Below are 16,902 nucleotides of genomic sequence, written 5' to 3' on the forward strand. Positions count from 1 at the left end.
AAACAGCCCGGGGCGCGGGAAGCGAGTCACTGATGAAGGGTGTACTGGCAGTACACCCCACGCCGCCGGACTCGGCCGTACGGTCGTGCTGTGGACAACCGTGACGAAGTCCGCGAGTTCCTCACCTCGCGGCGAGCCAAGATCACCCCCGCGCAGGCCGGGCTGCCGGCCGGCACCCGGCGCCGCGTCCCCGGGCTGCGCCGCAGCGAGGTCGCGGCCCTCGCCGACGTCAGCGTCGAGTACTACGCCAAGCTGGAGCGCGGCAACCTCGCCGGCGTCTCACCCGCCGTCCTCGAAGCCGTCGCCCACGCCCTCCAGCTCGACGACGCGGAGCGCGCCCACCTGCTCCATCTGGCCCAGGCCGCCGAGGGTTCCGACGCCCTCGCGCGTCCCCGGCTCCGCTCCAGCAGGCAGCGCACCCTGCACACGAGCCTGCAGTGGGTCCTGGACGCCATCACCACCGGGGCCGCGTTCGTCGTCAACGGCCGTCTGGATCTGCTCGCCACCAACCAGCTCGCCCGCGCCTTCTTCAGCGACATCTACGGCAGCCACCACACCCGGCCGCCGAACCTCGCCCGCTACCAGTTCCTCGACTCCGCCGCCCACCGCTTCTACGCCGACTGGGAGCTCGCCGCCGACATCACCGTCGACGTCCTGCGCACCGAGGCCGGCCGCAATCCCCACGACAGGGACCTGCACGACCTCGTCGGCGAACTGTCCACCCGCAGCGACGCGTTCCGCACCCGCTGGGGTGCCCACAACGTCACCCGCCACGGCACCGGCACCAAACAGTTCCACCACCCCGTCGTCGGCGACCTCACCCTCGACTGGGAATCGCTGGCCATCACCGCCGAACCAGGCCTCACCCTCACCGTCTACACGCCCGAACCCGGCTCGCCCTCCGCGGAGAACATGAACCTGCTCGCGACCTGGGCCACCACCCAGGAAGCGGGCTCCGCCACGCGGTAGGCGGACCGGCCTGGGCGTCAGCCCTTCTCGCCCGGCGCCGGCGCGGTGGGGCCCTCCGGGCCGGCGCGGAGCATCGCCTTGTAGAGGGCCTCGTGCTCGGGCGGGTCGGGCAGGGGGCCGCGGGCCGGGGCCTCCAGCGACTGGATCATCAGGGCGACGACGCGCCGCCAGGCGTCCGGGGCGGCGTCGCCGGTGGCGTTGACGACGCCCGCGTTGGCCATGTGGATCAGCACCAGGTCCGAGGGGTCGAAGTCCTCGCGCAGCCGGCCCGCGGCCTTGGCACGGTCGATGAGCCGGACCATGGCCTGGTACGCCTCGTCGCGGCGCTGCTCCAGCGCCTTGGCGGTGGGGAAGGTCATGGTCAGGACGTCGGCGAAGCCGTAGTCGGCGGCCTGCATCGCGCAGGCCGTCTCGATGTAACCCACGAAGCCGTGCCAGGGATCCGGGTCCTCCAGAGCGGCCGCGACCGCGTCGGCGTAGGAGTCCATGCGGTCGGAGAAGACGGCGTCGACCAGCTCCTCCTTCGTGGGGAAGCGGCGGAACATGGTGGCGATCCCCACGCCCGCCTCACGGGCCACCGACGCCATCGAGGCGTTCAGGCCGTCCCGAGCGAACACCGAGCGTGCGGCGGCGATGATCCGCTCCCGGTTGCGCTCGGCGTCCTTGCGCAGCGGCGGGGCGGCCGGACCGTCGGATTGCTGGGCGCCAGGACTCATGCCGACCACTCTAACGATCGGGTCGCCCTGTCCGGTTCCTTCCCTCACGGCATGGTCAGAACCTCCGGTAGGGGTGTCCGGCCGGTGAGGTTCTCCGGGCGCAGGATCGTGTCCAGTTGCTCCGTGGTGAGCAGACCCGCCTCCGTGGCCAGCTCCTTGATGCCGCGGCCCGTGGCGAGGGCCTGGCGGGCCAGCGTGGTGGAGGCGGCGTAGCCGATGTGCGGGGCGAGCGCGGTCACCAGGCCGATGGAGCGGTGGACCGTGTCGTGGAGGTGTTCGCGGTTGGCGGTGATGCCGGGGACGCAGCGGGTGGCGAGCGTGTCGCAGGCGGCGCGCAGATGGGCCAGGGAGCGCAACAGGCTGTAGGCGATGACCGGTTCGAAGGCGTTGAGCTGGAGCTGCCCGGCTTCGGCGGCCATGGTGACGGTCAGGTCGTTGCCGATGACCTCGAAGGCGACCTGGTTGACGACTTCGGGGATCACCGGGTTGACCTTGCCGGGCATGATCGAGGAACCGGCCTGTACCGGCGGCAGGTTGATCTCGCCGAGCCCGGCGGTGGGGCCCGAGGACATCAGACGCAGGTCGTTGCACGTCTTGGAGAGTTTCACCGCGACGCGCTTGAGGACGCCGGAGAGCTGGACGAAGGCGCCGCAGTCCTGGGTGGCTTCGATGAAGTCGCCCGCGGGCCGGACGAGTTCGCCGCTGATGTCGGCGAGGTGGCGGCAGGCGAGTTCGGCGTAGCGGGGGTGGCCGTTGATGGAGGTGCCGATCGCCGTGCCGCCGAGGTTGGATTCCAGCAGGAGATCGGCGGCCTCGTCCAGGCGCCGGCGGTCCTCCTCGATCATGACGGCGTAGGTGGTGAATTCCTGGCCGAGGGTCATGGGGACGGCGTCCTGGAGCTGGGTGCGGCCCATCTTCAGGACGTCTGCGAACTCCGTCGCCTTCGCGGTGAAGGCCGTGGCCAGCGCCCCCAGGGAGGCGCCGAGCCGGCGCAGTGAGGCGACCAGGGCCAGACGTACGGCGGTGGGGTAGACGTCGTTGGTGCTCTGGCCGAGGTTGACGTGGTCGAGCGGGTGGATGACGTCGTAGCGGCCGCGGGGGTGGCCGAGGATCTCCAGGGCCCGGTTGGCGATGACCTCGTTGGCGTTCATGTTCGTCGAGGTGCCGGCCCCGCCCTGGACGGGGTCGACGACGAACTGCTCGTGCAGTCGTCCGGAGCCGATCTCCTCGCAGGCACCGGTGATCGCCTGGGCGATGTCCGGTGGCAGCAGGCCCAGGTCACGGTTGGCCCGCGCGGCCGCCTGCTTGACGGCTGCCAGTGAGGTGATCAGGTCGGGGAACTGCTCGATGGTCGACCCGGTGATCGCGAAGTTCTCCACGGCCCGCACCGTGTGCACGCCGTAGTAGGCGTCGGCCGGGACCTCCTTGTCCCCCACCAGGTCGTGTTCCACGCGTGTGGTCGGCGCCATCCGATGCTCCTCGTCCGTTGCGGGCCCCTTGACAGGCCGCTGCTTCCGCCATCAGTGTTACCGGCCAACACGCAGAACGCAATATATTGCATGGCAGGAGCATCATGAAGCGCGTTCACCCCCACCCCACCAGCACAGACACCCCAGCGACCCCGCCCTCAGGCTTCTGGCGGCGCTGTCTGCGGATGCCGATCGGAGTCCAGTCGGTCATCGCCGTCGGCCTCGGCGCCCTGATCGGAACCCTCGCCCCGTCGGCCGGCGAGCAGATGAAGATCCTCGGGGAGGTGTTCCTGAACCTCGTGCAGGTCGTGGTCCTGCCGCTGGTCTTCCCGCTCATCGTGCTGGGCATCGCCCGCATGGAGTCGGTCAAGAAGGTCGGCCGGATCGCCGGCAAGGCCATCCTCTACTTCGAGATCGTCACCACCGTCATCCTGCTGATCGCGGTGGGACTGGCCAAGCTCACGGGCATCGGCAAGGGCGCTCCCGTCCACGGGGCCGACGCCAAGGACCTGGACGGCATGAGCCAGGGCATCGACTTCCACGAACTGCTCCTGCACGCCGTGCCGAAGAACATCTTCGCCGCGTTCGGCGAGGGCAACCTGCTCGGCGCGATCGTCTTCGCCCTCCTCGTCGGCGTCGCCATGGCCGCCATCGGCGAGAAGTCCGAGCCCTTCGCCGCCGTCCTGGAGTCCGTCGCCGCGGTGATGTTCAAGGTCGTCGGCTACGTCATCCGCATCGCACCGCTCGGCGTGCTCGGCTTCATCTCCTACGACGTCGCCCACTACGGCTTCGGCAACCTGCGCAGCCTGCTGGGGTTCATCGCCGTGGTCTACGCGGGCCTGGCCATCGTCGTCGGCGTGCTGTTCCCGCTCATCGCCGCGCTCTACCGCATCCGCTACGTCGAGCTGATGAAGTCGATCGCCGGGCTGGCCGGGATCGCCTTCGTCACCCGCAGCTCCGAGTCCGTCCTGGCACCGCTCATGGGCAAGCTCGAGGCGTTCGGTCTCAGCCGCTCGACGACCTCGTTCGTCGTCCCCCTCGGCTACTCCTTCAACACCGACGGCTCCGTCCTCTACCAGGCCGCCGCCCTGGTCTTCCTCGCCAACGCCTACGGCGCCGACACGTCCCTGCCCGCCCTGCTCCTCATGGTCGGCGTGCTGGTGATCCTCTCCAAGGGCATGGCCGGTGTCGCCTCCGCGTCCATCGTCGTCCTCATCGCCGCCGGCAACTCCGTCGGGCTGCCCGCCGAGGGCATCGCCCTGCTCCTCGGTGTGGACTTCATCGTCGACATGGCCCGCACCGGCGTGAACGTCATCGGCAACTCGCTCGCCGCCGCCGTCGTCGACAGCTCCGAGAAGCGGCGTGAGGCGAAACGCGGCGGGCGTGACACCTCCGCCGGCCCGGCCGAGGCCGACGCCCCGGCCCTGACGAAGGAACCTGTGCAGTGACCACCTCCACCGCGGAGATCATCGGCATCCTGGGCGGCATGGGGCCTGCGGCCACCGCCGACTTCTACGCCAAGCTGGTGTCGATGACTCCGGGCAGCAGCGACCAGGACCACCTCCGTACGGTCATCTGGTCGGACCCCACCATCCCCGACCGCACCGACGCCCTGCTGGGCGACGGCCCCGATCCGACGCCCTGGCTCCTCGACGGCAGCCGCGTCCTGCGCGAGGCCGGCGCCACGGTCATCGCCATCCCGTGCAACACCGCGCACGCCTTCGTCCCGCGCATCGCCGACCACGTCGGCCTGCCCATCGTCCACATGATCGGCGAAGTGGCCCGGCACCTCGCCACCGTGAGTCCTCGCGTCCACACCGCCGGACTGCTCGCCACCACCGGCACCCTGCACGCCGGCCTGTACCAGGAGTGGCTGGACCGCTCCGGGATCCGCCTCGTGCTGCCCGACGCCGGCAGCCAGGAGCGTGAGGTGATGGCCGGCATCCGTGCGGTGAAAGCCGGTGACCGGGACGGCGCGACCGCGCTCCTGGACCGCGCGGCGCGGCGCCTGACCGAACGGGGCGCCCAGGCGGTGATCGCGGGCTGCACCGAGATCCCCCTCGGCCTGCCCGCCGACGCCGTGGACGTCCCCCTCGTCGACCCCGCGCTCGTCCTGGCCCGGGCACTCGTCCGCCGGGTCAGAAGGGGAACCACAGCCGGAGAGGCCGCCTAGGGCGATGTACTGTACGCAATATGTCACTGGACAGTCCTGTCTCCCGCCGCCTCCTCAGCGACGAGGTCTTCCACCGCCTGCGTGACTCCATCGTGCGCGGAGAACTCGCCCCCGGGGAAAAGGTCAAGGACGGTGAACTCGCCGAGCGCCTCGGGCTCAGCCGCACACCGGTGCGCGAGGCGCTCGCCCGGCTCGCGGACATCGGCCTGGTCGAGGCGAAGCCCGGCGTCTACACGCGCATCACCACCCTCAACCGCCGCGACGTCGAGAAGACCCTCGCCGTGCTGCGCTCCCTGGACCAGCTCGCCGTCGAGACGGCCGTGCCGGTCATGACCGAGCAGGAGCTGCGGCAGATGCGCGAGGCCAACCGGGACTTCGAACGGGCCGTCGCCGCCAACGACACCGACGCCGCGCTCGCCGCCGACGACCGCTTCCACGCCGTCCCCATCGCGGCGGCGGACAACCCCGTCCTCAGCCGGATCGTCGAGCAGCTCCACCCGCAGATCCACCGCATCCTCTACCGGAAGTTCTCCACCCTCCTCGGCGGCCGCAACACGATCGAGCACCACGGCCGGCTCGTCGAGGTCTGCGCCGGCGGCGACGCCCGCGCGGCGGCCGAGCTCTCGGGCCAGCACTGGTCCGAACTCGGCGGCCACATCAACCGGCTCTTCGACACCAACCAGTTCACAGAAGCCGGGCCCGCCTGACAGGACGGGGAGGGCGCCTTCAGCGCCGGCCCCGCCAGGAGCACGCCGCCACTCCCCTGACCGTCACGGGGACGCTGAGCACCGCGCCGGAGGCGGCGGTCGGGTTCTGCACGCCGTACCGGGCGGTGGTGACGAGGAGGCGGTTGTCGCCGGGGTGCAGGCAGACCGACGTGGGGTGCGGGGCGGGCACGGTCAGGGTGTGGAGCAGGCGGCCGTCGGGGTGGTACCGGCGGACCGCGCCGGCGCCCCACATCGCGACCCACAGGCAGCCCTCCTCGTCGACGGTCATCCCGTCGGGGCTGCCTTCGGCCTCGCGCAGGCGGGTGAAGGTCTCCGGGGTGCCGGAGAGATCTCCCGAGACGGGGTCGACCCGGCAGCGGAGGATCGTGCCCTCGGCCGTGTCGGCGAGGTACATGGTCGTGCCGTCGGCGGTGAAGGCCGGCCCGTTGGCGATGGTCAGACCGTCGAGGACGCGTACGACCGTGCCGTCGGGGTCCGCCCGGTAGAGCGAGCCGGCGCCGCGGGTGCCGTCGTAGGCCATGCTGCCCGCCCAGAAGCGGCCGGCCGGGTCCGCGACGCCGTCGTTCATCCGGCTCGGGAGCGGGGTGCGGTCCTCGGGGCGGTCCAGCCATTCCGTCGTGCCGTCGGCCGAGAGCAGTGCGATGCCCGTGCCCGCTGCGGCGGTCCAGGTGCCCGGCCGGTCCGCCACCGGCGCTACGGCCCCCAACGGCACATCCATACCAAAGAGTTGGGACGGACCTGTGGTGTCGCGCAGCTCGAAGAGCCGGCCGCTGAGGATGTCGACGTACACGTACCGGCCGTCGACCCAGCGGCCGCCCTCGGCGAGTTCGTATCCGCCGTCCACGACGACCGTCGCCTGTACTGCTGTTGATGTCATGTCCGGTCTCCTGGCTCAGCGGATGGTCGTGCCGTCGGGCTCGTCGAACAGGCCGAGTTCGTCCCGGGTCGGGAGGCCCTCCCAGTCGCCCCGGGTGGCGACGGCGAAGGCGGCGGTGGTGACGGCCCGGTGCAGCCGGGCGGGGATGTCCGCGCCGTCCAGGAGCCCGGACAGATATCCGGCCACGAAGGCGTCGCCCGCGCCGACCAGATCGACCGCGTCGACCCGCCGGGCGGCGCGGTCGGTCCCCCCGTCGGCGGTGAAGCTCGTCGCGCCGCGCGCGCCCCGTTTGACGACCACCTCGCGGACGCCTGCGGACAGGAGGGTGTCCACGGCCTCCGGCTCTGCCGCGTCGGGCCGGTCCAGCACCAGCGGCAGTTCGTCCTCGGAGGCGACGAGCAGGTCGACGTGGGCCAGGATCGGCCGCAGGGCCGTACGGGCCCGGTCGGCGGACCACAACCGGGAGCGGTGGTTGACGTCGAAGCACACCGTGATGCCGGACTCGCGCGCTGCCCTGGCGGCGGCCAGGGCGGCCTCGGCCGCCGACGGACCGAGCGCCGGAGTGATGCCGGTCAGATGCAGGACGCGGGTTCCGGGTGCCAGGGCGGGCAGGACGTCGGCCGGTGAGACGGCCGAACCGGCGGATCCCGCGCGGTAGTAGCTGACGCGGGTGAGCGTGCCCAGGCGGGGTTCGGTCAGGAGCAGGCCCGTGGGGCGGCCGGTGTCGTCGGTGACCGCGTGGCCGGTGTCGATGCTCTCGGCGCGGAGCGTGCGCAGGACCAGCGCGCCGGGTTCGTCCGCACCGACCCGGCCGGCCCAGCGCACCCGGTGTCCGAGCCGGGCCAGGCCGATGGCGACGTTGGATTCGGCTCCCGCGACGGACAGGCCGAGACTGCCGCCGAGCCGCAGCGCGCCCTGGGCCCGCAGCGCCGCCATCGTCTCGCCGAAGGTCACCACGTCGGGCGGGGCCGCGCCGTCCGGTGTCGTCACGGCGTCTCCCCCGCGATCACCTTGCGGAACACGGCCGCGCGGGCGCGGAGTTCCTCCGGGTCGCCGCCGTCGGCCGCGTCCCCGACGAGCGGTGAGCCGACGCCGACGGCGGTGGCGCCGCGGTCCAGATAGTCGCGAGCGGCCTGCGCGTCCACTCCTCCGACGGGCACGAACGGCACCTCGGGGAACGGGTCGCGCAGGGCCCGCAGATAGCCGGGGCCGCCGAGGGAGCCGGGGAAGAGTTTGATCCCGTCGGCGCCCCGGGCGAGGGCGAGTTCGATCTCGGTCGGTGTCAGGGCGCCCATCAGCACGGGTATGCCGTAGGGCTCCAGTCCGTCGACCAGCGCCGGGGTGACGAGGTACGAGGCACCGGCGTCCACGGCTCGCTCGGCGTCGGCGGCCGAGCGGACGGTTCCGGCGCCGAGGAGCGCGTCGGGGCCGAGTTCGGCGCGTGCCTGCCGGATCACCGTCAGGGCGTCGGCGGTGGTCAGCGAGACCTCGACGGCCGCGATGCCCTCCTCGGCGAGGGTGCGTACGGTGCGCAGTGCCGCGGCGGGGTCCTTGCCGCGCACGATCGCCAGCAGGCGGTGGGCTCGCAGCGATTCCACCAGGTTCATGGAAGGGGGCTCTCCTTGGGCGTGGGGTGCGAGGGGGCCGGGCGGGTGCTCACCATTCGGTGAACGCCCCGTCGGCTCCCCGCCAGACGGGGTTGCGCCAGCGGTGTCCGGTCTCGGCGGCGCGGCGGACGGCCTTCTCGTCGATGTCGACGCCGAGACCCGGGCGGGACCCGCGGACGGCGTAGCCGCCGTCGAAACGGAAGGGTTCGGGGTCCATCACGTACTCCAGCAGGTCGCACTGCTGGTTGTAGTGGATGCCCATGCTCTGTTCCTGGATGAGGAAGTTCGGCACCGAGAACGCGATCTGGAGGCTGGCGGCCAGGGCGATCGGGCCGAGCGGGCAGTGGGGTGCCATGGTGACGTCGTACGTCTCGGCCATGGCCGCGATGCGGCGGACCTCGGAGATGCCGCCGGCGTGCGAGAGATCGGGCTGGGCGACGGCGATGCCGCTGGTCATGACCTCGCGGAAGTCCCAGCGGGAGTAGAGGCGTTCGCCGGTGGCGAGCGGGATGTTCGTGGACTCCACGAGGCTGCGCAGGTGGCCCGAGTGTTCCGGCAGGACGGGCTCCTCGACGAACAGCGGGTGCAGGGGTTCCAGCAGCGGCAGCAGGCGGCGTGACATGGCGGTGGAGACGCGGCCGTGGAAGTCGACGGCGATGTCCCGCTCGTCGCCCAGCACCTCGCGGACGGCCGCGACGCGTTCGACGACCTCGGCCGTGCGGGCGGGGGTGTCGATCGGGGCGAGTTCGGCCGAGGCGTTCATCTTCACGGCGGTGAAGCCCGCCTTCATCTGCTCCCGGGCCAGCTCCGCCACGTCGCTCGGGCGGTCTCCGCCGATCCAGGCGTACATCCGGACGCGGTCCCGTACCGGGCCGCCGAGGAGGCGGTGCACCGGGACGCCGTAGGTCTTGCCGGCGATGTCCCACAGGGCCTGGTCGATACCGGCGACGGCACTGGAGAGGATGGGGCCGCCGCGGTAGAAGCCGCCCTTGGTGAGCACCTGCCAGTGGTCCTCGATGCGCAACGGGTCCCGGCCGACGAGGTGGTCGGCCAGTTCGTGGACCGCGGCGCGTACCGTCTCGGCGCGGCCCTCGATCACGGGCTCGCCCCAGCCGGTGATGCCCTCGTCGGTGGCGATGCGCAGGAACAGCCAGCGCGGAGCGACGAGGAACGTCTCAAGTCCGGTGATCTTCAAGGAGCTTCCTTCGGCTGCGTGTCGTGTGCTTCGTCCTGGCCGTCCCGCGCCCGCACGGCCGCCAGGTCGTCGGAGGCCTGGGCCAGCAGCGACTCGACGGCGGCCACGGCGGCGTCCGGGTCGCCCGCTTCGACCGCGTCCAGCAGTTCCTGGTGCACGGGTATGGAGTCGGAGTGGTGCTGGGCGCCGTGCACGATCCGGTCGCGGACGCGCAGACCCGCCTCGATGACGACCTCCATGCGGCTGAGCAGTTCGTTGTGGGCGGCGTCCAGCAAGGCGCGGTGGAAGGCGAGGTCCGCCTCGACCATGGCCTCCGCGTCCGTGCCCGCCGCCGCCATGGCGTCCAGCGCCCGCCGCATCGCGTCCAGGTCGGACGGGGTGCGGCGGGCCGCGGCGAGCCGGGCTCCGGCGGGCTCGACGATCGCGCGGACCTCGGCGAGGTCCTCCAGGAAGGCGTCGGTCGGCGCGCTGCTGCCCTGCCAGCGCAGCAGGTCGCTGTCGAGCAGGTTCCAGTCGGCGCGGGGCCGGATGGTCGTCCCGCGCTTCTGCTTCGATTCGAGCAGGCCCTTGGACGCCAGCACGCGCATCGCCTCGCGGACGACGGTCTTGCTGACGCCGAGTTCCGTCTCGAACTTGACCGGGTCCACCACGGAGCCCGGGGGGTAGTCGCCGCGGATGATGCGCCGGCCCAGCTCCTCCACGGCCTGGCCGTGCAGCCCCTTACCGGGATGGGTCACCACGTTCTCCGTTTCCGCTCCGGTCCTGTGCGCTGCGGCCGCGCAGGGTGCGCGGCGCTCACGAGGACTCCTTCATGACGCTCCATCCTCCATCGACCACGAGGCTCGCTCCGGTCACGAAGGAGGCGTCCGCCGATGCCAGGAAGGCGACGGCGGCGGCCACCTCCTCCGGCTGCCCGAACCGCTTGGCCGCCGTGGCCGCAATGCTGCGCGCCCGGTCGGCCTCCGGGATCCCGTCCCACGCGGCGGTGAGGACGGGCCCGGGCAGCACCGTGTTGACCCGGATGTCCGGCCCGTACTCGACGGCCAGCTGCCGCCCCAGCGAGCACAGCGCGCCCTTCGCCGCGGCGTAGGCGGCATGGCCGGGCAGGCCGATGACCGCGTGCACCGAGGAGGTGAGGACCACGGACCCCCTCGCCTCGCGCAGCAGGGCCGCGAAGGTCTTCATCGCCCGCCAGGCGGGTTTGAGCAGCACGGCCATCTGGCCGTCCCACTCGGCCTCGGCCATCTCGTGGGCCGGCTTGTTGAGCTGGGCGAAGGCGTTGCTGTGCAGCACGTCCAGCCGGCCGTGCCGCTCCTCGACGTGGCGGGCCAGGTTCTCCCAGTCGGCGGCCGAGGTCACGTCACAGCGCACGTACTCCGCACGCCCTCCCCCGGCCTCGATGTCGGCCGCGACCGTCTTGCCGGCCGCGTCGTCGACGTCCGTGACCACGACCGTCGCGCCCTCGTCGGCGAGCCTGCGGGCCGTGGCCGCGCCGATTCCGTGCGCGGCACCGGTGATCACCGCCACGCGCCCCGCCATCCTGCGGCATTCCGTCATCCCGCGCCTCTCCCCTCGACCGCCTGCACTCGACTGCTCCATCCAGCATAGCTGTTTCAATTAATAATGAATATATCTTGACGGGGTGGTGATACCGCTCAGAGACTGACCGCCATGCGACTGGCAGACTCAAGTGCGATCGACGCCCGGCGGCGCCTGCGCCCGCCCGGGATCGCCTTCGGTGGCGACTACAACCCCGAGCAGTGGCCCGAGGAGGTGTGGGCCGAGGATGTCGCCCTGATGAAGGAGGCGGGCGTCTCCCTGGTGACGGCCGGGATCTTCTCCTGGGCGAAGGTGGAACCGAGGCCGGGCGAGTACGACTTCGGCTGGTTCGACCGGGTCATGGACCACCTCGCCGGAGCGGGCGTGGCCGTGTGCCTGGCCACCATGACGGCGTCGCCGCCCCCGTGGCTGTCCCGGCTGCACCCCGGGATCCTCCCCGAGACCGCGGACGGACGGCGCATGTGGCCCGGCGGACGCCAGCACTACTGCCCCTCCAGCCGCGTCTACCGCGAGCACGCCGTGCGCCTGGTCGAGCGGCTGGCCAACCGGTACGCCGACCACCCCGCGCTGGAGATGTGGCACATCGGCAACGAGTACGGCTGCCACACCCCGATGTGCTGGTGCGACGAGTCGGCCGCCGACTTCCGGCGCTGGCTGGCCGAGCGCTACGGCGACGTCGAGGCGCTCAACGACGCCTGGTCGACGGCCTTCTGGGCACAGCGCTACGACAGCTTCGACGAGGTGCTGCCGCCCCGGCTCGCACCGACCTTCCCCAACCCCGCCCAGCAGCTGGACTTCGCCCGTTTCTCCGACGACGCCCTGCTGCAGTGCTACCTGGCGGAGAAGGAGGTGCTGCGGCGGATCACCCCGGACGTGCCGGTCACGACGAACTTCATCGGCGTGCACAAGCCCGTCGATGCCTTCCGCTGGGCCGCCGAGGAGGACGTCGTGTCGGTCGACGTCTACCAGGACCCGCACGACGACAGCACGCACATCGCGGCCGGGTTCATCTTCGACGTCACCCGCTCCGCCCGCGCCGGGCAGCCGTGGATGCTGATGGAGCAGGCCCCCAGTGCCGTCAACTGGCGTGACCGCAACGGGCCCAAGCCACCCGGGCGGATGCGGCTGTGGAGCTGGCAGGCGGTCGCCCAGGGCGCGGACGCGGTGCTGTACTTCCAGTGGCGGCAGTCCCGGGGCGGCGCCGAGAAGTACCACTCGGCGATGGTCCCGCACGGCGGCACCGACACCAGGATCTTCCGTGAAGTGAGCGAGCTGGGCCACGAGTTGGGCTCGGTACCGGAGATCGCCGGCACCCGGTCCACCGCCGAGGTCGCCCTGGTACTGGACTGGAACAGCTGGTGGGCGCTGGAGCTGGACTCGCACCCGTCGACCGCGCTGAACCAGATGGAGATCGCGCTCGCACACTACCGGCCGCTGTTCGAAGACGGCATCGCCTGCGACGTCGTACCCCCCGACCGCGACCTGTCCGGCTACCGCCTCGTCGTCGTGCCCAACCTGTACCTGCTGAAGGAGCCGGACGCCGAACGCCTCACTGCGTTCGTGCGCGGTGGCGGCCATCTGCTGGTGTCGTTCTTCTCCGGCATCGTCGACGAGTGCGACCGCGTGCACCTGGGCGGGTACCCCGCTCCCCTGCGCGAGGTACTGGGCCTGCGCGTGGAGGAGTTCTGGCCGCTCGCGGAGAACGAGACGGTGGACATCCGGCACGCGGACGGCACGGTCGGCCGCGCCGACCTGTGGTCGGAGGCCGTCGTACCCGAGGGCGCCCAGGCGGTGGCCGACTTCGGCTGCGGACCCCTGGCGGGTCAGCCGGCCGTCACCCGGCACTCCTTCGGCGAGGGAAGCGCGTGGTACGTCGCGACGCGTCTCGCCCCGGAGGCCATGCGAGCGCTGACGCAGGACGTGTGCCGTGCGGCGTCCGCCGGCCCCCTGCTGCCCGGGCTTCCCGAGCACGTCCAGGCGACCGTGCGCGAGGGCGACGCCGGACGGTTCCTCTTCCTGCTGAACCACGGCCGGGACGCGGCCGAGATCCAGCTCCCCGAGCCGATGACCGATGCCTTGACCCAGGGGGCGACACCCACGGACCGCCTGACGCTGCCCGCAGCCGGAGTGGCCGTCCTGGTCGAGCCCTAGACGAACCGAGCTCCAGAAAAAAGGGACGTACATGAACAGCTCACCACCCACGCGGAGGTCTGTGCTCCGGTGGGGTGCCGGGGCAGCCGCGCTCCCGGCCCTCACCGCCTGCGGTCAGACCGTCGGAGCCGCCCGCACCACCAGACAGGCGCCCACGCGCCGCGGCCAGAAGGTCAAGCTCGTCTTCTGGACCTGGGTGCCCATGCAGAAGACCGTCGACCTGTGGAACCGGACGCACCCGGACATCCAGGTCGAGATGCAGACCATCCCCCAGAACGTGACCGGCGGCTACCAGAAGATGCACGCCTCGCTGACGGCCGGGAACCCTCCCGACCTGGCCCAGGTCGAGTACCACGAGCTTCCGAGCTTCATGCTGGTCAACGGCCTGACCAACCTGAGCGAGTACGGTGCCGACGAGTTGCGCGACAGCTATGTGCCGTGGCAGTGGCAGCAGGGCGTCTTCGACGGCCGGGTCTACACCATCCCGCAGGCGTCCGGCCCCATGGGACTCTTCTACCGCCGGGACCTCTTCGCGAAGTGGGGCATCGAAATCCCCGCCACATGGGCCGAGTTCGAGAAGGCGGCCCGCGTGGTCAAGGCCCGCGGCGACGGGGCCAGGCTGTGCGCGTTCGCACCCAACCAGCCCAGCTGGTTCGCCGCGATGTGCTGGCAGCGCGGCGCACGGTGGGTGCGCACCGAGGGCGACACCTGGGTCGTCGACATGAACGACGATCTCTCCCGCGAGGTCGCGCAGTACTGGGAGAGGATGGTCCGCGACGACCTCGTCTTCGTCGAACCCGACATGTCCAACGCCTGGTACAAGCATGTCCAGACCGGTCAGATCTCCGCCTGGATCGGTCCGCAGTGGGGCGACGCCCTGCTGCGCGGCAACGCGCCGGGCACCGCGGGAAAGTGGCGGGTCGCCCTGCTGCCCCAGTGGCAGGCGGGCCGGAAGGCCTCCGCCAACTGGGGCGGATCGTCCACCGCGATCCTCCAGGGCACCCGGCACCCGCGCGAGGCCCTGCAGTTCGCGCACTGGATCAACACGGACCGCCGGGCCGTCGACCTGAACATCTCCGTCGGCTACGGCTGGCCCGCGGCAACCGGCATCTTCCGCGGATCGGCGCTCGACAAGCCCGACCCGTTCTTCGGCGGGCAGCGCTACAACGACGTGTTCACGGTGTCCGACCGGGCGATCGACACCTCCTGGAAGTGGTCGCCCACCACGGACGCCGACTTCGCCCAGCTCCAGGACGCCTTCGGCGCCGCCATCGACGGAGAAGGCAGCCTCGCCGGCGCGCTGGCCGGCGCCCAGAAAAGCACCATGGACAACCTGCGGGCGAAGGGCCTGAAGGCAAGGAGCGCGCGATGAGCACCACGATCGACCGGACGAAGAAGTCCCCACCGGGCAGCCGGCGCTCGGCTCGCCCCGACCGGGCGGCATGGGGGTTCCTGCTCCCCTTCGTCGCCCTCTTCCTGTTCACCTTCGTCCTCCCCCTCGGCTACGCGGTCTACCAGAGCCTGCTCACCCCGGTGCGCTCCGGCGCCCTGGGCCTCGGCCCGGCCCACGTCGGCTTCGCCGGACTGGACAACTACGCCCTCGCCCTGCAGCAGTCGGCCTTCCTGGAGAGCTTCGCGCGGGTGCTGCTGTTCGGCGTGGTGCAGATCCCGGTGATGCTGCTGCTGTCCACCGCGCTGGCACTGGCACTCGACACGCTCTCCCACCGCTGGGCAGGCCTCCTGCGTGCCGCCTACTTCCTGCCGTACGGCGTCCCCGGCGTCATCGCCTCGATCCTGTGGGGCTTCCTGTACGTGCCGGGCGTCAGCCCGCTCACCGACCTGCTCGGCAGGGTGGGGCTCGCGCCCGACTTCCTCGGCTACGACACCGCGCTGTGGTCCATCGCCAACATCGTGATCTGGGAGTTCGCCGGCTACAACATGCTGGTGATCGTCGCCCAGCTCAAGGCGATCCCCCAGGAGCTCTACGAGGCCGCCCGCATCGACGGGGCCGGTGCGTGGCAGACGGCGATGCGGATCAAGCTGCCGCTCGCCCGGCCGGCTCTGGTGCTCACCGGCGTGTTCTCCATCATCGGAACACTGCAGTTGTTCGCCGAACCGCTGGTCATCAAGCCGCTCACCCCGGCGGTCACCAACTCGTACACACCGAACCTGAGCGCGTACAACGAGGCGTTCGCCAACAACAACATCTACCTCGCCGCGGCCGAGTCGGTGATCCTCGCCCTGGTGGCGAGCGTGCTGTCCTTCGGCTTCCTCAGCCTGGTGAACCGCAGGGAAGGAAGGGATGCACGGTGAGCGTGTCCACACCCCGCACCAAGGAACCGGCAGCCGCCGCCCACGTCCCACAGGCGACCGGGCGAGGCCCCGACAGCGGTCCGCGCCGTCGCGTGAAGCCCTCGCGGATCCTGCTGGTCGCCCTGCTGACCGTCGCGGCGCTCTACTTCCTGCTGCCCGTCTACTGGCTGGTGGTGGCGTCCACCAAGAGCAGCGCCGACCTCTTCGGCACCTTCGGACTGTGGTTCTCCGACCCGCGGTGGCTGGACAACCTGTCGGAGGTCTTCTCCTACGGCGACGGCATCTTCTGGAGCTGGACCTTCAACAGCGTCCTGTACGCGGGGGTGGGCGGTGCGCTGGCCACCCTGCTGGCGGGCGCCGCCGGCTACGCCCTCGCCGTGTACCGCTTCCGCGGCCGGGAGGCGGTCTTCAAGGTCGTGCTCGCCGGTGTGCTGCTCCCCAGCACCGCGCTCGCGCTGCCGCTGTACCTGCTGTTCAGCAAGGTGGGCCTGGCCAACACCTACTGGGCGGTGCTGATCCCGAGCGTCGTCAGCCCGTTCGGGGTGTATCTGTGCCGGATCTACGCCGAGGCCGCGGTACCGGCCGAGATGCTGGAGGCGGCCCGCGTGGACGGCGCGGGCGAGTGGCGGATCTTCGGCACCCTGGTGCTGCGCACCATGACACCCGCCCTCGTGACCGTCTTCCTCTTTCAGTTCGTCGGCATCTGGAACAACTACTTCCTGCCGCTGGTCATGCTCTCGGACGACCGCAAGTACCCGATCACCCTGGGCCTGACGACCTGGCAGGCGGCGGCCAACCGCATTCCCGAGCTCAACCAGCTCACGGTGGGCGGCGCGTTCCTCTCGATCCTCCCGCTGGCCGCCGCGATGCTCGTCCTGCAGCGCTACTGGCGTTCCGGTCTGACGCAGGGCAGCGTCAAGGGCTGAGGGGAGGGGCTGGCGCCCCTCCCCCGGTGACCGGCCGCAGGTCGCCGACCGCGGCTTCGCCGACGTCCGACCATGACCTTTCGTGCCAAGCAGACAGGACACCTGCGCGACGACTTCACCGACCAGGACCTCGTCATCCCGCTCATGGCCAACGCCATGGTCCGCCTCACACGAACCGGCGAGGGCGTCTGATGAAGGTCACCCGGCCCCGGGGCCGG

General features: G+C 71.3%; 16 protein-coding genes. 8 read left to right on the top strand and 8 right to left on the bottom strand.

The window, feature by feature from the left end:
- Positions 1-90: 90 nt before the first annotated feature.
- Positions 91-969, top strand: a complete 879-nt coding sequence (locus CCL05_RS24525) for a helix-turn-helix transcriptional regulator (protein WP_086562646.1) — start codon at positions 91-93, stop codon at positions 967-969.
- A 17-nt stretch (positions 970-986) separates the two neighbouring features.
- Here the strand turns inward: CCL05_RS24525 and CCL05_RS24530 are convergent, their stop codons facing one another.
- Both CCL05_RS24530 and aspA read right to left on the bottom strand, forming a co-directional pair.
- Positions 987-1,685, bottom strand: a complete 699-nt coding sequence (locus CCL05_RS24530; protein ID WP_086562662.1) for a TetR/AcrR family transcriptional regulator — start codon at positions 1,683-1,685, stop codon at positions 987-989.
- Between the two features lie 44 nt (positions 1,686-1,729).
- Positions 1,730-3,154, bottom strand: coding sequence for an aspartate ammonia-lyase (gene aspA / locus CCL05_RS24535; RefSeq protein ID WP_086562647.1), 1,425 nt, complete (start codon positions 3,152-3,154; stop codon positions 1,730-1,732).
- 185 nt (positions 3,155-3,339) lie between these two features.
- On the opposite strand from aspA, the gene CCL05_RS24540 reads away from it, so the two are divergent.
- From CCL05_RS24540 to CCL05_RS24550, 3 genes are read left to right on the top strand one after another with little or no spacing between them, the layout of a single operon-like run.
- Positions 3,340-4,602, top strand: a complete 1,263-nt coding sequence (locus CCL05_RS24540) for a dicarboxylate/amino acid:cation symporter (protein ID WP_086562648.1) — start codon at positions 3,340-3,342, stop codon at positions 4,600-4,602.
- Positions 4,599-5,327, top strand: a complete 729-nt coding sequence (gene cuyB, locus CCL05_RS24545) for a cysteate racemase (RefSeq protein WP_086562649.1) — start codon at positions 4,599-4,601, stop codon at positions 5,325-5,327. The genes CCL05_RS24540 and cuyB overlap by 4 nt, the downstream gene beginning before the upstream one ends.
- A gap of 20 nt (positions 5,328-5,347) precedes the next feature.
- Positions 5,348-6,034, top strand: a complete 687-nt coding sequence (locus tag CCL05_RS24550; RefSeq protein WP_086562650.1) for a GntR family transcriptional regulator — start codon at positions 5,348-5,350, stop codon at positions 6,032-6,034.
- A 19-nt stretch (positions 6,035-6,053) separates the two neighbouring features.
- Here CCL05_RS24550 and CCL05_RS24555 read toward each other — a convergent pair whose 3' ends face one another.
- From CCL05_RS24555 to CCL05_RS24580, 6 genes are read right to left on the bottom strand one after another with little or no spacing between them, the layout of a single operon-like run.
- Positions 6,054-6,932, bottom strand: a complete 879-nt coding sequence (locus CCL05_RS24555; RefSeq protein WP_086562651.1) for an SMP-30/gluconolactonase/LRE family protein — start codon at positions 6,930-6,932, stop codon at positions 6,054-6,056.
- Between the two features lie 15 nt (positions 6,933-6,947).
- Positions 6,948-7,868, bottom strand: coding sequence for a sugar kinase (locus CCL05_RS24560; RefSeq protein WP_425275940.1), 921 nt, complete (start codon positions 7,866-7,868; stop codon positions 6,948-6,950).
- 50 nt (positions 7,869-7,918) lie between these two features.
- Positions 7,919-8,539, bottom strand: coding sequence for a bifunctional 4-hydroxy-2-oxoglutarate aldolase/2-dehydro-3-deoxy-phosphogluconate aldolase (locus tag CCL05_RS24565; protein ID WP_086562653.1), 621 nt, complete (start codon positions 8,537-8,539; stop codon positions 7,919-7,921).
- A gap of 49 nt (positions 8,540-8,588) precedes the next feature.
- Positions 8,589-9,734: a galactonate dehydratase gene (dgoD, locus tag CCL05_RS24570; RefSeq protein ID WP_086562654.1), complete on the bottom strand. Its 1,146-nt coding sequence runs from the start codon at positions 9,732-9,734 to the stop codon at positions 8,589-8,591.
- Positions 9,731-10,474, bottom strand: a complete 744-nt coding sequence (locus CCL05_RS24575) for a FadR/GntR family transcriptional regulator (protein ID WP_086562655.1) — start codon at positions 10,472-10,474, stop codon at positions 9,731-9,733. The genes dgoD and CCL05_RS24575 overlap by 4 nt, the downstream gene beginning before the upstream one ends.
- A 55-nt stretch (positions 10,475-10,529) precedes the next feature.
- Positions 10,530-11,273: an SDR family NAD(P)-dependent oxidoreductase gene (locus CCL05_RS24580; RefSeq protein ID WP_244204387.1), complete on the bottom strand. Its 744-nt coding sequence runs from the start codon at positions 11,271-11,273 to the stop codon at positions 10,530-10,532.
- A gap of 132 nt (positions 11,274-11,405) precedes the next feature.
- On the opposite strand from CCL05_RS24580, the gene CCL05_RS24585 reads away from it, so the two are divergent.
- Genes CCL05_RS24585 through CCL05_RS24600 form a run of 4 tightly spaced genes read left to right on the top strand, consistent with a single transcriptional unit; the run spans position 11,406 to position 16,684 of the window.
- The gene (locus tag CCL05_RS24585; RefSeq protein ID WP_086562657.1) at positions 11,406-13,445 is read left to right on the top strand and encodes a beta-galactosidase; all 2,040 of its coding nucleotides are present in this window, start codon (positions 11,406-11,408) and stop codon (positions 13,443-13,445) included.
- Between the two features lie 31 nt (positions 13,446-13,476).
- A complete protein-coding gene (locus tag CCL05_RS24590; RefSeq protein ID WP_086562658.1) occupies positions 13,477-14,817 on the top strand; it encodes an ABC transporter substrate-binding protein in 1,341 nt (446 codons plus the stop codon).
- Complete coding sequence (locus CCL05_RS24595) at positions 14,814-15,758, top strand: carbohydrate ABC transporter permease (protein WP_086562659.1); 945 nt, start codon at positions 14,814-14,816, stop codon at positions 15,756-15,758. The genes CCL05_RS24590 and CCL05_RS24595 overlap by 4 nt, the downstream gene beginning before the upstream one ends.
- Positions 15,755-16,684, top strand: coding sequence for a carbohydrate ABC transporter permease (locus CCL05_RS24600; protein ID WP_425275939.1), 930 nt, complete (start codon positions 15,755-15,757; stop codon positions 16,682-16,684). Before CCL05_RS24595 ends, CCL05_RS24600 begins: the two co-directional genes overlap by 4 nt.
- Positions 16,685-16,902 lie beyond the last annotated feature (218 nt).

It is taken from the genome of Streptomyces africanus, from assembly GCF_002150735.1.
Lineage (GTDB): Bacteria > Actinomycetota > Actinomycetes > Streptomycetales > Streptomycetaceae > Streptomyces > Streptomyces africanus.

What these genes read in the sequence shown, in the direction of transcription:
- CCL05_RS24530 (WP_086562662.1), bottom strand. Translation starts at nt 1,685, where the DNA reads ATGAGTCCTGGCGCCCAGCAATCCGACGGTCCGGCCGCCCCGCCGCTG.
- aspA (WP_086562647.1), bottom strand. Translation starts at nt 3,154, where the DNA reads ATGGCGCCGACCACACGCGTGGAACACGACCTGGTGGGGGACAAGGAG.
- CCL05_RS24540 (WP_086562648.1), top strand. Translation starts at nt 3,340, where the DNA reads ATGCCGATCGGAGTCCAGTCGGTCATCGCCGTCGGCCTCGGCGCCCTG.
- CCL05_RS24550 (WP_086562650.1), top strand. Translation starts at nt 5,348, where the DNA reads ATGTCACTGGACAGTCCTGTCTCCCGCCGCCTCCTCAGCGACGAGGTC.
- CCL05_RS24555 (WP_086562651.1), bottom strand. Translation starts at nt 6,932, where the DNA reads ATGACATCAACAGCAGTACAGGCGACGGTCGTCGTGGACGGCGGATAC.
- CCL05_RS24560 (WP_425275940.1), bottom strand. Translation starts at nt 7,868, where the DNA reads ATGGCGGCGCTGCGGGCCCAGGGCGCGCTGCGGCTCGGCGGCAGTCTC.
- CCL05_RS24565 (WP_086562653.1), bottom strand. Translation starts at nt 8,539, where the DNA reads ATGAACCTGGTGGAATCGCTGCGAGCCCACCGCCTGCTGGCGATCGTG.
- CCL05_RS24580 (WP_244204387.1), bottom strand. Translation starts at nt 11,273, where the DNA reads ATGGCGGGGCGCGTGGCGGTGATCACCGGTGCCGCGCACGGAATCGGC.
- CCL05_RS24585 (WP_086562657.1), top strand. Translation starts at nt 11,406, where the DNA reads ATGCGACTGGCAGACTCAAGTGCGATCGACGCCCGGCGGCGCCTGCGC.
- CCL05_RS24590 (WP_086562658.1), top strand. Translation starts at nt 13,477, where the DNA reads ATGAACAGCTCACCACCCACGCGGAGGTCTGTGCTCCGGTGGGGTGCC.
- CCL05_RS24595 (WP_086562659.1), top strand. Translation starts at nt 14,814, where the DNA reads ATGAGCACCACGATCGACCGGACGAAGAAGTCCCCACCGGGCAGCCGG.